At 71.8% G+C, this 14,383-nt stretch carries 8 protein-coding genes; 2 read left to right on the top strand and 6 right to left on the bottom strand.

The genetic code is table 11. The annotated features are described in order from the left end of the window. Window positions 1-103: 103 nt before the first annotated feature. From ACH4YP_RS30020 to ACH4YP_RS30005, 4 genes are all read right to left on the bottom strand, one after another. Entirely contained in the window at window positions 104-4,744 is a 4,641-nt protein-coding gene (locus tag ACH4YP_RS30020; protein ID WP_398493690.1) for a DUF6603 domain-containing protein, read from the bottom strand. Next, the gene (locus ACH4YP_RS30015; RefSeq protein WP_361050384.1) at window positions 4,744-6,342 is read right to left on the bottom strand and encodes a hypothetical protein; all 1,599 of its coding nucleotides are present in this window, start codon (window positions 6,340-6,342) and stop codon (window positions 4,744-4,746) included. The genes ACH4YP_RS30020 and ACH4YP_RS30015 overlap by 1 nt, the downstream gene beginning before the upstream one ends. 9 nt (window positions 6,343-6,351) lie before the next feature. Continuing rightward, entirely contained in the window at window positions 6,352-7,530 is a 1,179-nt protein-coding gene (locus ACH4YP_RS30010) for a hypothetical protein (RefSeq protein ID WP_398493688.1), read from the bottom strand. A gap of 309 nt (window positions 7,531-7,839) precedes the next feature. Further along, window positions 7,840-10,764, bottom strand: coding sequence for an AfsR/SARP family transcriptional regulator (locus tag ACH4YP_RS30005; RefSeq protein ID WP_398493686.1), 2,925 nt, complete (start codon window positions 10,762-10,764; stop codon window positions 7,840-7,842). 252 nt (window positions 10,765-11,016) lie between these two features. Here ACH4YP_RS30005 and ACH4YP_RS30000 point away from each other — a divergent pair, with 252 nt between their 5' ends. After that, window positions 11,017-11,793, top strand: coding sequence for an IclR family transcriptional regulator (locus ACH4YP_RS30000; protein ID WP_398493685.1), 777 nt, complete (start codon window positions 11,017-11,019; stop codon window positions 11,791-11,793). A 277-nt stretch (window positions 11,794-12,070) separates the two neighbouring features. Here ACH4YP_RS30000 and ACH4YP_RS29995 read toward each other — a convergent pair whose 3' ends face one another. Then, window positions 12,071-12,772, bottom strand: coding sequence for a restriction endonuclease (locus ACH4YP_RS29995; RefSeq protein ID WP_398493683.1), 702 nt, complete (start codon window positions 12,770-12,772; stop codon window positions 12,071-12,073). Between the two features lie 471 nt (window positions 12,773-13,243). Between ACH4YP_RS29995 and ACH4YP_RS29990 the strand changes: the two genes are divergently transcribed. Further along, window positions 13,244-13,561, top strand: coding sequence for a nitroreductase/quinone reductase family protein (locus tag ACH4YP_RS29990; protein WP_398493681.1), 318 nt, complete (start codon window positions 13,244-13,246; stop codon window positions 13,559-13,561). On the opposite strand, the gene ACH4YP_RS29985 is transcribed toward ACH4YP_RS29990, so the two are convergent. Further along, a complete protein-coding gene (locus tag ACH4YP_RS29985; protein WP_398493679.1) occupies window positions 13,539-14,297 on the bottom strand; it encodes a PIG-L deacetylase family protein in 759 nt (252 codons plus the stop codon). The two genes, ACH4YP_RS29990 and ACH4YP_RS29985, sit on opposite strands and share 23 nt — an antisense overlap. Window positions 14,298-14,383: the final 86 nt, after the last annotated feature.

Raw genomic sequence — 14,383 nt, 5'->3', positions numbered from 1 at the left:
GCCGTCGTAGTCCGGTCGGTCGGTACTGCCGAGGCGGCCGGGGCCACGGTCGGCGGGGCGAGCGTCCTCGGCAGGGTCGCGGTCGTGTCGGTGCCGGGCCTGGTCACGGGATGAGCACCTCGCCGGTGCCGGCGGGCTGGACGGCGTCGAGGCCCTCGGCAGCGGCTCCGGCCGCCGCCATACCGCCGGCGACCAGCACCCGGTCGTCGGCCAGTTCGACCGCGCCGAGGGCGAACCGGCCGAGGCCGAGGCCGCCGATCGTGGTCCAGGTGTCCTTCTTGGGGCTGTAGCCGACGACGGAGCGGTAGCCGGCCGTGAGTTCCGGTGCGCCGGTGCCGCCGATGGCCAGCACGATCCCGGACCGGAGCAACAGATTCCGGTGGCCGCTGCGGCCGCCGCCCGGCATGCTCGCCGCTGCGGTCCACACCCCGGTCTTGGGGTCGTACAGCTCCGCGCCGACCAGGCTGTGCGGATCGAGGGTGCCGTCGCGAGCGACCACCGGATCGCCGCCGGTGACCAGCACCCGGCCGTCGGGCAGCGCCGTCGCCTGATGACCCTTGCGCGGCTGGGCGAGACTGCCCGTCGGCGTCCAGCCGCGCGTGGTCGGGTCGTACAGCTCGCAGTACGCGAGGGAGCTCTGCCGGCCGCGCCCGGTGGGCAGTGCCCCGCCGACGACCAACACCCGGCCGTCACCGAGCAGTACGGCCTGGTGGCCGGTCCTGGCGTCGGTCATCGGCGCGACCGTTGCCCAGGTCGAGGTGGCCGGGTCGAACAGCTCGGCGGAGGCGAGCGCCCCGTCCTCCTGGCCGGTCCGGACACCGCTGCCACCCGCGACCAGCAGCCGTCCGTCCTTCAGCCTGGTCGCGGAGTGCCCGTACCGGGCCGTACCCATCGACACGGGTGTCGGCGTCCAGGTCCCGGCGGCAGGATCGAAGACCTCGGCGGTGGCGAGCGGGGCCGTGGCGGTGCGCCCGCCGAGCGCGAGCACCCGGCCGTCGGCGAGCGCGGTCGTGGTGTGTTGGCGCCGGCCCGTGGTGAGCGGCGGACCGGGCGACCACGCGTCGGCCGTCGGATCGAACTGCGCGGTCGCGGCGAGCGGCGCACCGGCCGGGCCGGTCCCGCCGGCGAGCAGGATCCTGCCGTTCGCCAGCGGTATCAGGTCCACCTCGGACGCGGGCACCGGCAGCAGGCCGGCGTCGGACCAGGTGCCGGGGACGGCCGGTGACGCGGCGGCCTCCGACGCCGGGATGACGTGCAGCCGGCCGGTGAGCCCGGGATCGGCCTCGACGAAGTCGGCGAGCGCGTCCCGCGCGGTGGTCAGGCTCCGGAAGGTCGCCGCGGCGCCGCGTGACGGCCTCTCCAGCGAACCGGGCGGGAACGCCTGCCGGTTGCTCTTGACGTACGCGACGACGAACCGCTGCTCGGTCACCCGGACCGTGTCGGTGGTGGCGAACGGCTGCCGCAGCCGTGCCTGTCGCCGGGACAGCGCGGCGCGGCTGGTGCTGCTGCCGCTCAGCAACTCGTCGAACACGGCACCGCTGACGCTGTGGAACCGCTTCGGTCCGGCCGCGACGGTGGCGCGCGACTCGGCGGTCCGGTGCTGCGCTGCCGCCGGTGAGGTGGCCGTCCCGCTGTCGATGATGTGCAGCTCGTACCGGGCGCTGCGGCGCACCACCCGGGCCGACGCCAACGTGCCGGAGGTGGCGGTCAGTTCGAGGCCCGAGTCCTGTGTCTCGTACGACGGCCGGGACAGCTTGGCCGCGTCTGACATGTTCTGGAACTGCGCCATCGCGAATCGGTCGCCGGTGTCGGACACGCGCTCCAGCCCGCTGTCCGGCACCGGTGCGACGCTGAACCGCCGTCCGTCGCTCGCCCGTTGGCCGCCGATGCGGTCCAGCCGGACATTCAGCGGCAGCGCGCGCTGGCGGACGAACAGCGTTCCGAGCGGGTGCAGCACCAGGTCGTCGGTGTCCGGCAGTTGCCGGAGAGTGACCAGCGCCCGGTTGCCGCCGGAGGGCAACCGGGTCTCCCAGCCCTCGGTCTTGCGGAGCTCGGCCGCCAGCAGGGGCAGCACCGCGACCGGCGGCAGCGTGGTGTCGCGCTCCTCGCCCCAGGTGATGTCGAAGTTCGCGGAGACCGAGAAGAACAGGAACCCGATCGAGCCTCGCCCGTGCGCCCGCCACGGCGCAGGTCCCTCCAGCTGGAAGTCCAGGTCGATGCCGAACGCGCCGACCCCGAACGCCTTCAGCGTGACGTCGGCGGAGATGTGGATGGCGAACCGGAACGGGGAGAACTGGAACAGCGCGTCGAAGCCGAGATGGCCTTCGACGCCGAAGGCGCTGAAGCCGAGCTTCAGTTCGGCCTTGGCCCCGAATTGGACGGTGTTGCTGGTGATGGCGAAGTAGCCGCTCACCCGGATGAGTTGGTTGCGCCGGTTCAGCAGGTCCACCGACAGCCGGTCCGGGATCGGGAACGGCAGGGGCGGCGGCCGGTACGCCGGATGGAACCCGCCGACGGTGACGATCAGGTCGGGGTTGTCGCCCCAGGCCACCAGTACGCCCATGCCGCCGTCGACCGTCATGGTCAGTATCCGCGACTCAAACAACTGCGCGAAGAACCACAGTCGTGACTTGTCCAGTTCCAGCGCGCCGACGAACTGGGCCTGGATGACCAGCAGCGCCTGGTCCGCGGTGGGCAGCGCGGCCCGCAGCACACCGAGGACGGCGATGTTGCCGGGGATCTCGATGATCACACCCAGCGAGATGCTCACCAGCGTCGGCGTGCCCCAGCCGATCTTCGCCATCGGGCCGACGAGGAACGTGCCCTGCTCCGGCGGGAAGAACCGGTTGAGGTCCGACAGGATCCGTGGCGCGTTCGCGATCACGTCCCGCGGGAACGCCACGGACTCGATGGACCCGGTACGTACGCCCTCGACCAGCGCCTGCAGATTCATCCCGCGGTTCAGCCCGACGAGACCGCCGACCGCGAGCAGGGTGAACCCGTACCCCAACTGGATCCCGCTGCCGAACTCGCCGGTCAGCACGAGCAGCAGCGAGAAGCCGCGTGAGCCGTCCGGCTGCCGTGTCGTGATCAGTCCGGCGGCCTTGAGCGCCAGGAAGTCCGCGAACTCCAGCTCCAGCGTGCCCGAGTACTCACCCCGGTCGGGGTGGAAGTCGAGGAAACCGCCGCCGCTGATCGCGCCGACGTCCACCGCCAGGCCGACACCGCTCGGTGGCTTGAAGCCGAACGCCAGGTCGGCCGGGCCGAGATTGCCGCCGCCGTCGGGGAAGGTCAGTTCGGCCCGTACCCCGATCCGGTCCACGCTCGCCCGCACCGGGCCCAGTGCCGCGGAGAACGCGGCGGACAGTTCGACCGGGACCGACCCGTCGTCGGCGATCGCCACCCGCAGATACACGGCCTGCAGCTCGACGGGGCCGAGCGCGGCGTGCACCGGGAGCCGGATCTCCAGGCCGCCGCTGCCGTGGAAGCGCAGCCCGGTGTCCGGGGTGAACGAGAACCCGACGCCGAAGTCGGACTGGAGCCGCTGGTCGCCGAGGACCGTGGAGACGAAGCCGTCCGCCTCCGAGGTGTCTATGACCAGCCGGCCACCGGTGATCTCGCCGACGACCTCCGGCGTAGCGGTGGCCTCCCCGGTGACCGGGTCGAGCCGAAGCCTGACGCCGCCGTCCACGCGCGCCGAGGCGAAGTCGAGCCGGCTGCCGTCCGCCGCGCCCAACAACAGGAACGGCTCGGCGGGTTGAGCCCGCACACTGAAGGCGACCGATCCTGTCAGTTCGGCCGCTCCGCCGGGCGGCGGCGTCATGCTGATCTCGAACGGTGGCCGTATCTCGCCGGCGCTCTCGGCCACCACCCTGCCGGTGGCCTCGACATGCGCGGACCAGGTCGGCGGCGAGAGCGGTACGTCGAACCCGCCCTGGCCCTCGGCGGGCAGCACCGTGCCGAGCCTCAGCCCGGCGCCGTCCGCGGTCGGTCCCAGGTCGACGGCGAAGACCTGCAACTCCGGCGGGGTGGTGGCGGTCCCGGGGACCAGGACCACGGGAAGGCCGAGCCGGGCCGTGACCGACTCAAGGACGGTGAGCAGCCGGGCCGCGTCGAACGACGCCGAACCCCACCCGTACAGGCGGCCCAACTGCCGCACCGGGTCCGTGATCGCGGGCAGCAACCGGTCCAGGTGCACGGTGACCGCCTCGTGGGGTGGCCGGGTGGGATCGGCGGGGTCGCCCGGGCTGAACACACGCTCCACGACGCCCAGGACCTCAAGTGCCGCGGCCACGGGCCCGGACACCTCCGCCAGCTCCGCGAGGAGCAGGTCGGTGATCCTGCGCGGCAGGTCCTGCACCAGCGCGTCGATCTGTACCTTGCTGACGCCGGGCAGTGTCGACCCGGCCGTGCCCAGCGCGTCGGCCAGTTGGGAGAAGGACGCGGTGACCCGCCCGCACTGGGTGACCAGCGCGAGCGAGGCCGCCACGACTCCGTCGGTGTCCCCGCCGTCGATCGCGGTGAGCAGCTTCGCGGTCAGCCCTTTGAGGTCGGCGCCCGCGTTGAAAACCGTCCGCCGGGCGGTGGTGATCGTGGCGTTGGTCAGCAGCTCGTCGGGAAAGTGCACCCCGAGCTGGTCGAAGGTGTCCAGCACTCCGTTGTCGCCGAACTTGTTGGTGACCTGGGTCAGTACTTCGGCCAGCAGAAGGGCCAGGCGTTCGAGACTTCCGGCCTGATCAGGCATTACTGATCAGCTCCTTGCTGGTCGGCGTTCCGCTGGGAGACGTCCGCGAGTGCGTCGACGATCCCCCGGTAGGACAGCCCGGCCAGATCCGGCAGGACAGCGCGCGCCCGGTCCAGATCCGTACGCAGGGCAGGTGACGCGTACTGGGCCAACTGGCTGTGCAGACGGTCCAGGCAGGTCATCAGAGGCTCGCCGTTCAGCGTCTCGGGCAGCGTCCGGTCCGTATGGGTGAGCATGCGCAGCAGCAACTGGACCAGTGCCGCGCCACCGCCGCGGTGCCACACGACCATGACCCGCCGGTTGCTGGTCACCAACCTGGTCAGTTCCGCGCGATGGGTCCCCCACAGGGCGCCGAGGAGCCGGCCGGCCGACGACCGGTCGAGGTCGGCGTGGACGTGGGCGAGAGTGGCGGCGGGCGGCGGGACGTCGGTGAACCACGGGCGTCCGAGCGGTGCCCGGTCGCCGCTGCCCTGGAACGTGCCACGCATCGCGGGATCGGCGGCGACCTGTTCGGCCACCTCGCGCGGCACCGCGACCGTGGAGCCACCCGGCACGGTGTGCACCTGGATGGGGACATCGGGTGGCGAGAAGGCCACCTGAAGGTCGAGTTTCTCGTGCTCGGCGAGCCGGGCGAGCACACGGGTGATCGGGGTCGCCCACCCGCGTCCGCCGCCGTCCTTGTGGTGGAGCAGCCCCACCACTTCGTTCGCGTCGTTGACCAGCACGCTTCCCGAGTCGCCGTCGTAGGCGAAGAAGGTGGTGTCACGAGGCCCGGCGTCGGGGTGCGGGTGCGGAGTGATGATGATCAGGTTCTGGGTCTCGTGGGTCGTCGCGGTGAAACCGGTGATGAAGCCGACGGTCTTCCCGGTGACGGCGCCCCACTTGCGCACCTGGTACGACCTGCTGTTGCCCTCCTCCGGGGTGAGCTTGTGCATGCCCGCCACCCGCCCGATCCCGATGATCTCGGCCTTCCACTTCATGCCCGGCGACAACCGGACCACCGCCTCGTCGCGGTCGGCGTTCTTGTCGCCACCGGCCCAGACGCCGATGATGTCGTTGCAGCAGTTCTTGCTGAGGTGTTCGCCGTCCGGCTGCCCGATCTCGGTTCGGTCCTTCTCCATGGTCCGGATGTCCGGAGCATGGGCCACGTGCTGGTTGGTGAGCGCGTAACCCACGTCATGGTTGGCCGCGTCCCACAGCAGACAACCGAGCGTGCCCGAAGCGCTGCTGCCCGCGGTGGTGAGTTTCCCCCCGCCGATCACCGGTCGGTACGTCTTGGAGTCCGGGTCCAACCGGGTCACGTTGAGCACCCCGGTGCCAGGGCCGGCCAGCGGGGTCAGGTCGCCGCCGGTCTCCACGTCGGTGGGCACGCCGTCGATGTCCGGCGGGATCAGTTCGTCCGGCGGGACCTCGGTGGCCGGGCGTTTGTCGCGGACGAAGACCTTGATGGAGGGTGTGTCGGTCGGCCGGCCTGCGACCACCTTCGCGCCGAGCGCAACGGCGGTCACGCCGGGAACGGCGAGCAGCCGCGGCGTCGCGTCCTGCTTGACCCGTTCGATGGCCTCGTAGTCGGGACGACCCGGTTCGGTCTCGGGCATGACGCCTCCTCAGCGCTCGGCGGGCACGCCGGGCGCGGCCGGGCCGGGTTCAGGTGACACGGCCGTCGGCTGCGCCTTGGGTACGACGTGGACCTGGCCGTTCTTGGTCGCGGTGGCAAGCTGGACCGTCAGCCCCTCCAGGTCCTGGAACCGCTTCAGGATCTGGTCGATCGGGAGCGCGCATCCCTTGCGTACGGTGACACCGGGGGCAGGCTCGTCCGACCCGTAGTGCAGTGCGACGACCTCTGCGTTGTCGTTGACCACGACGCTGCCGGAGTCGCCCCCGTCGGAGAAGATCAATGTCCCGCCCGCGCGAACCGTGGGATTCGGGTTGGGCATCACGACCAGCACGTTGTTGCGCGTGGTCAGGACGCCGTCGGTCCTCGATGTGACGGTCGTGTTGACGGATTCGACGATGCCGCCGGTGAGCCGGGTGCGGGCGCCCCGCTTGCGCACTTGGTAGGCAAGGGTTTTCGCGTCATGAACGTTGACCGTGTAGGGGCCGGTCACCGGACCGATCTCGATGATCTCCGCCAGCCACTTCGTCCCGGCGTCGAGCTGGACCAGCGCGGCGTCCCGGATCGTGTCCAGACCTCCTCCGGCGAAGACGCCGATCCCGGCCGAGAGATTCTTGACCGGGCTGGGTGTCAGGCCCGGATGACCGACCCTGGTGACGTTCACGACGGGCAGTTGCCCGGCGACGATGGCCGCCAGCACGTGGTAGTTGGTCAGTGCGTACACCTTGCTGGGGTCGGTGGAGTGCACCAGCAGGCACCCCAACGTGCCCCGCCCGACGCCGATCACGTCGGCCTGCAGACGCCCTCCGCCGACCAGCGGGCGATAGCGTTTCGTGTCCCAGTCGAAGTTGGTGGTGGTCGACGCGCCCGGAGTCAGCGGGTCCTCGGGAGGCAGCGGATCCGTGTCGGCAGGCGCGGGCGTCGCATCGGGTACGGCGACGGACAGCTCACTCACATCCACGCCGACGCCCTCGAACTGCGGGGGCAACGTCTCACCCGGAGTGAGTTCGGCGAGTGGCTGTTTGCGGCGGACGAAGACCTTGAGGACGATCTCGCCGGTGGGCCTCCCGGCACGCTCCCGGCCGCCCAGTCCGACGCCGGTGACTGCGGGGATCCGCATCAACCGCGCGGCGGCACGTTCCTTCAACGCGAGCAGGCGCTCATCGGACATCGCCGGAACCCCCGTACCCGCGGCGCCGGACCCACCGGTGCGGACGGGAGTGACGCCTGTGGTCGTCGGGTCGCTCGTGTAACAGCACGCTGTCTCCCGCTTCCTTTCGATGGGGAAGGTCTCCCGGGGCGGTCGTTCATCGCCTCCGGCACGAAGGCGCCCAGCCCCGCCGGATCCCCGTTGCCAGGGCGGTTCGGCCGGCGTCCGTGCGTGTGACGCGAATTGCCGCATCGGCGTCCCTCCGACAGCGGAGGGACGCTCGGTTGACAGCGTGGCGGGCCGAATCGGGTCTGTCGTGTCCTGTTCCGTTCAACGGACCGGACGAAGGTTCTCCGCACCCGCACCCGCACCCGCACCGGCGTTCGCGGCGGCGCGGCCGAGGCGCTGGAGCGGTTCGGTGCGCAGCGGATCCGTGTCGGGGAGGCCGAGCTCGCCGGTGACGGCCAGGGCCTGGGTCCAGGCGCCGTGGGCCGCGTCGGGGGCGCCCGCGCCGTGGTGGGTGTCGCCCAGGCAGACGAGACCGGCGGCCTCGCTGTGGCGGTCGCCGGTCTGGCGGAACAGGTCGACGGCCTGCCGGTAGCAGTCCACGGCCTCGGGGTACCGGCCGAGATGGTGGTGGATGTAGCCGAGACTGTCCCGGATGTGGGCCTGCCCGTTGAGGTCTCCGGTCTCCTGGGCCAGGTCGAGGGCCCGATGGCAGTGTGCGAGGGCCTCCTCGTGGTCGCCGAGTTGGGCGAGGATCCAGCCGATGTGGTTGAGCGCGGCGGACTGTCCGGCCCGGTCGTCGGCCGCCCGGTGGTGGGTGAGGCTGTCGTGGGCGTGGCCGAGTGCCTGCTCGTGGTGGCCCAGGGCCTCGGACATCCGGGACAGGTGCTGGTGGATGCGGGCCTGCCCGGCGTGGCTGCCGAGTTCGCCGAACAGGTCCAGTGCGAGCAGGTAGTGGGCGCGGGCGTGGTCAGGACGGTCCAGCCGGTCCTGGGCGAGTCCGAGACCTCGGTGGGCGTCGGCCTGTCCTGCCTTGTCGCTCCGGCGCAGCGCGGCCTCCAGGGCGACGGTGTGGACGGTCGTGAGCGCGCGCCAGTACCCGTGCCGGTCGAGGAACGTGGTGAGCGCCGAGGCGAGCCGCCAGGTGTGGTCGTCGAAGCCGGCGGCGGCAGCGTGTTCCACGGCGGAGAGGAGCACGGGGTGCTCGGCCGTGAACCAGGCCTGCGCCTGCCGGTGGTCCGCCAGCGCCTCGGGGGCGGCACCCGGCCGGGCGGGCGGCAGGGGGTCAGGGTTGGGCCGGGGAGTCAGCAGGACATCGGCCGTGTGGGCGGTGTGCGCGTAGTGATCGAGCATCCGGTGTGCGGCGGTCTGTCGGACGTCGTCGCTGTCGTACGTGGCGACCAGCTCGGCCGCGTAGGCGCGCAGCAGGTCATGGAAGGTGTACCGGCCCGGGGCGTGTTCGGTGAGCAGGTGTCCGCGGACCAGTTCGGCCAGCAGCACACGGGCACCTGTCGCGGGTACGTCGGCCAGGGCGGCGACGACCGGCAGTGCGGCGTCCGGCCCGGGGTGCAGGCCCAGCAGCCGGAAGAGCCGGGCGGCGTCGGCGCTGAGCGCCTGGTAGGACCAGGAGAACACCGCCCGCACCCGACTGGTCGCTTCGCCGCCGTCCAGGGCGTCCAGGCGGCCGTCGGCCCCGCGCAGTTCCCCGGCGAGCGCGGCGAGCGGAAGACGGGGCTGGGCGGCGGCGCGGGCGGCCACGATGGCCAGGGCCAGCGGCAGTCCGGCGCACCGGCCGACGATCGCCCGCACGGCGTCGGGTTCGGCCGCCAACCGGCCCGCGCCGAGCCGCCCGGCCAGCAGGTTCCGGGCCTCATCGGGGTCGAGGAGGCCGACGGTGAGCAGCTGGGCCCCCTCGGCCGCGGCCAGCCCGGTCAGCTGGCTCCGGCTGGTGACCAGCGCCAGACACCCGGGCGCTCCGGGCAGCAACGGACGGACCTGCTCGGCATCGCGGGCGTTGTCCAGCACCACCAGCACCCGCCGTCCCGCCAGCAGGCTGCGGTACAGACCGCTCTGCGCCGCCAGACCGGTCGGGATACGGGACACCGGCACCCCGAAGGCGTCCAGGAACCCCCGCACGGCCTCGGCCGGACTCACCACCGTTCCGCCGGGATCGAACCCGCGCAGGTTCACGTACAACTGCCCGTCGGGAAAGGCCTTTTGAGCCCGGCGTGCCCAGTGCACGGCCAGCGCGGTCTTGCCCACCCCCGCGGTGCCGGACACGGCCGAGATCACCACCGCCGACGGCTGGTCGGCCGCCGAGGCGAGGATCTCCTCGAGCCGCGCGAGCTCCTCACCGCGGCCGGTGAATCCACGTACACCCATTGGCAGTTGTACGGGAGTCCCGGCGTGCCACAGTGTCGCTGCCGACGACGACGGGGGAGAGGCGGTGGGAGCCGCGGCGGCCGGTGTCTGGGGCGCCGGCCATGAGGAGGGCTCGGGCAGGTCTCCCCGCAGGATCGCCTGGTGTATCTCCCGCAGCCCTGAACCGGGGTCGGCGCCCAGTTCCTCAGCCAGTCGTTGGCGGACGGTCGCGTAGCAGTCCAGTGCCTCCGCGCCGCGTCCGGTGGCGTGCAGCGCCCGCATCAGTGCCTCGGTGAGGGGTTCCACCAGGGGGTACTCGCCGAGCAGTTCGGTCAGTGGGCCGAGCACGGTGACGGGATCGCCGACGCGTAACTCCAGGTGGGCCCAGCCGACGACGGCGTCCACGCGTTGCCGCCGCCATGCCTCGCGCACGCGCGCCGCCCACTGCCCGCCCAGTCCGGCCAGTGGCTCCCCGTGCCACAGGCCTAGCGCCTCGCGCAGCAGGGCCGCCGCCCGCGCCTCGTCCGTCCGCCCCGCCGCTCTGGCCCGGCCGACCAGTTGCCGGAACCGAAGTACGTCCACGTGGTCCGGGCGGGCCTCCAGAACGTATCCCCCCGATCGGCGCATCAGTCGTAACCGGACGTCGCCCGCGTCACCGGTCTGCTCGCACAGCCTGCGGATCCGGGCGATGTGGGCATGCAGCGCGCGCCGTGCCCCGTCCGGCGGATCCGTTCCCCAGACCCGTTTGACCAGTACGTCGGCCGCGACGGGCCGGCCGGTGTCCACGGCCAGCGCCGCCAGTACGGCCCGGCGCTGTGGGGGTCCGACCTCCGCCGTGCGGCCCCGTACCGACAGCTCCACCGGACCGAGAAGCCGCAATTCCACCACGACGCCCGCACCCCCCGTGCAGATTTGCTTCACCTGTTGCGCACATACCGGTGCTGGGCGACAACCTATCGACAACGTCCCGACCCACACCCGGACTTCAGTCTGAATACGCACATGGGGCGGCGGCGGTGCCGGGGCGGAGAGGGGCCGGTTCGAGCACGACGGCGGGGGCCGTCCGCTCCAGCTGCCGCGCATCAGGCGGTAGTGGGGGAGATGAACTTGAACGAACAACGGGGGACGACAGCAATGGAGATGGATGAGTTATCGGTACGGCAGCTGGATCGGCCGTCCGAACCCGCCGCCGAGTACGCCGCGGTCCAATCGCCGCCTTCGCCGGACGGCGGTGGGCGGAGCGTGTTGGAGGGTGCCTTCGAGCTGCTGGGAGCGGTGGAACGGGCCGGAGAGGCCGGACTGACCAAGCTGGCGTCGAAGTGCGGGCTGCCGAAGACGACGGCGTACCGGCTGCTGGAACAACTGGTCGAGCTGGGTGCCGTGGAGCGAAGCGGTGGGGGTTACCGGATGGGCCCGCGGCTGTTCCGCCTCGGGCAGGGGTGGCAGCCGCATCCCGGGCTCCGGTCGGCCGCGCGGGAGCCGGCACGCCGCCTGGCGCGTGCCACGGGGGCGGTGGTGGGGCTCAGTGTGCTGCGGGAAGGGCAGACGCTGGTCCTGGACTGGACGGTCTGCGAGACCGATGAGGTGTTCGGACCCTTGCTCAACGACATGGCCTGGCCCTGGTTCACCGCGGCCGGCAAGGTGCTGGTGGCCGGGGCGCGTCCCCAGCTTCCCCTGCGTCCGCTGCCCGCGTCCTGGAACCGGGAGGCGGCGGCGATCCGGGACCGGGGGGTCGCGTTCGACCGGGAGGAGCTGGTGGCGGGCGTGTGCTGTGTGGCCGCGCCGCTGCACGGCCCGGGAGGTGTCCCGCTGGCGTCCTTGTGCATCGTGACGGATCCCGCGCACAGCCTGGACCGCCTCGCAGGCGTCGTCCAGCAGACGGCAAGGACCATCAGCGCGACGCTGCGCGGCCGGTGAACCGGTCCGCCGAGTGGGCAGGGGGCACCCTCGCTTGTGCGGGCGTGCCCCCTGGGCCGGGTCCGCGGGCCCCTTCATTTCGGGGACTACGGCTCTCTTGGGCCCGAAGGGACGTCGTCCGGAGGGCTACGTGAGGGCGAGTCGAGGTCCTTGCCGTCTCCGACGACGCCGCTTCGGGGCGCTCGCGCGTGGCGTTGTCGGCGTCAAGCAGGCCGGTGGTGAAAACGTCCAGCCGAGGTCGAAGGCTGAGCGGTCTCGGACCTCGGTGGCAGTCCCGTCAGGACAGAGCCGACGGGCGGCGCGGCGGTGGCACCGCCCGCAGCAGCTCCCACAGCGGCTGTGAACCCGCCGCCCACGTACCGAGCAGGCGCCGGTCGACCAGGTGCAGCCGCTGCGCCTTCGCGAAGTCCTGGCCGGGCTTCGTGACCCGCCCGTTCGTCACCAGAACCACCACATCCGCGCGGTGGACCGGGCGGGCCGTCCCGTTGAGCACCTGAAGGTCTGGAGTTCCCACAGCTGAGCCGCGGTCACCGCCGCGGCGGTGCTTGCACTGGATCACCCAGCGCCGCCCGAACGGGTCCGTCGCCTTCACGTCGGCGCCCAGATCACCACCCCCGCCGACCTGCGCCGCGTCCCGGCAGCCGTCCCGGCGCATCAGCTCCCGCACCGCGTGCTCGAACTCCCGGTGATGCAGGGCGTCCAACTGCGGCAGCGCGTAGCGCAGACCACGCGCCTGTACCTGCTCCCACCGCGCCCGCTGCCGACGCTGATACACCCAGCCGACACCGACCAGAGCCGCGAGCGCCACCACAGCGATGAGCACCCACCAGTGGGCCAGGAGCCAGTTGACCACCGTCACGAACAGCCCGATGGCGACGGCCGCCGCCACCAGGACCGCCAACAGCTGTGCGTCCGCGTGCCGTTGACGCCTGCTCCCGCGTCGCGTCCGCCGCCTCGCGGGTGGCCTCCGACGCGTCACCGGGTGCCGCCAGACGCCCACGGAATCGGGTACGACACCCTGGGCTGCGGCCGCTTCACCTTCGTCGTGCTGTTCTCGAACTTGATCGGATACTTCACCGTTGTAAGCGGCCGGGGGCTCTTGCCATTACCCCCGTCCGTGCTGCGAGTTCCGTTGCTCATACCGATGGCCGCCAGCGCGACCACGGCTAATATCGCCATGTTCTGGCGCGCTCCCGGAGCCCAGCGGAAGTACCCCCGGACCGGCGTTCCGTCGGAGCGCTCGTACGGTTTGACCCAACGCATGTTGTCCCCCTCGTCGTGGTGTCCCCGCGCAACTGCTTATCCTCGCAGCGGCCACTGGCACTCGGTCAGGGAAGCACCACTCCACGTGATCGAGCCAGGCTCGAACAGGCCAGGCCGTCGGCCAGGACCGGTCATCGGTCGTGTCGCCCGGGCGACACGACCACTGTCGAACGGCGTCTGCACCCTCGTGCTCGCCACGACCGGACGCAGGACCGGCATTTCGCGCCGCACGTGCCTGAACCTCCAGGCGAACCCGAGCGGCGGGGTGCAGGCCGGTGGCCGTCGGTTCACCGCCGCCCGCGCCCGCGTCGCGTCCCCGGCCGAACGCGAGCTCCTCTGGCGTCAGATGGCGCGCGTCCTCCCGCCGTACGACGAGTACGCACAGAAGACCGACCGTGGAATCCCGATCGTCCTGCTCACTCCGCAGGACTGCCCGCGACTCAAGGAGCCTTACGGGCACATCGTCACCGGGCGACTTCGGGTCAGTCCTCCACGGCTTCGGTGAAGTCCGGTGGTGCCTGGAGGTCGTGGGCGCGGAACAGGACGGCGTGCTCGACGCCCATGGCCTTGCCGCTCATCGCGGTGAACTTCGGGATGAAGTCCTTGGGAGCGGGGTGGTTCGGGAGCGCTGCCAGGTACGCGGCGTGCGCTTCGAGCGAGGCGACGCCGCGGCGCAGCGGCTCACCCGTGACCTCGACGCCGTGGGTCGCGCCCGAGCCGGGGAGTCCGGGGACGATGAGCCAGCGCACGGAGTGCGGTTGGAGGTCCTCGTCGTCGACCTGTTCCGGGAAGACCCATCGGTTGCCCGCGTCGCGCACCGCGTCGAGCGTCGCGAGTCCGGTCGCGCGGTGGTCGGCCTGGTCGAAGCCATAGGGCGTCTCGATCTCGTAACCGGTGCCGAGCACGACGTCCGGCTTGAACCGGCGGATCTCCCGGCAGATGTCCCGGCGCAGGTCGAGGCCGTAGACGAGCACGCCGTCCGGATGTTCGAGGACGGTCAGGTGCTTGACGCCGACGACGGCGCACGCGGCCTGCTGTTCGGCGAGGCGCAGGCGTGCCGTCTCATCGGGAGGGTTCGGCATACCGGCCTCGCCGCGGGTGAGCAGGAGATAACCGACCTCGATACCGCGCGAGGTCCAGCGAGCAACCGCCGAGGACGTGCCGTACTCCATGTCGTCAGGGTGCGCGACGACGCAGAGCACGCGCTGGAAGGACTCCTCGGGAAGGGCAGGCAATGTCATGTCGGTCATCCTTCCGCGTCCACGGCCCACCGTCCGCGGTTTGGAGGTGTCGATGAGCCTCGGCCCGGCAGACGCGCAGTTATTGT

Source organism: Streptomyces sp. NPDC020747 (genome assembly GCF_044334695.1).
In the GTDB taxonomy this organism is placed as follows: Bacteria; Actinomycetota; Actinomycetes; order Streptomycetales; family Streptomycetaceae; genus Streptomyces.
This window is presented reverse-complemented; position numbering and strand designations above follow the sequence as displayed.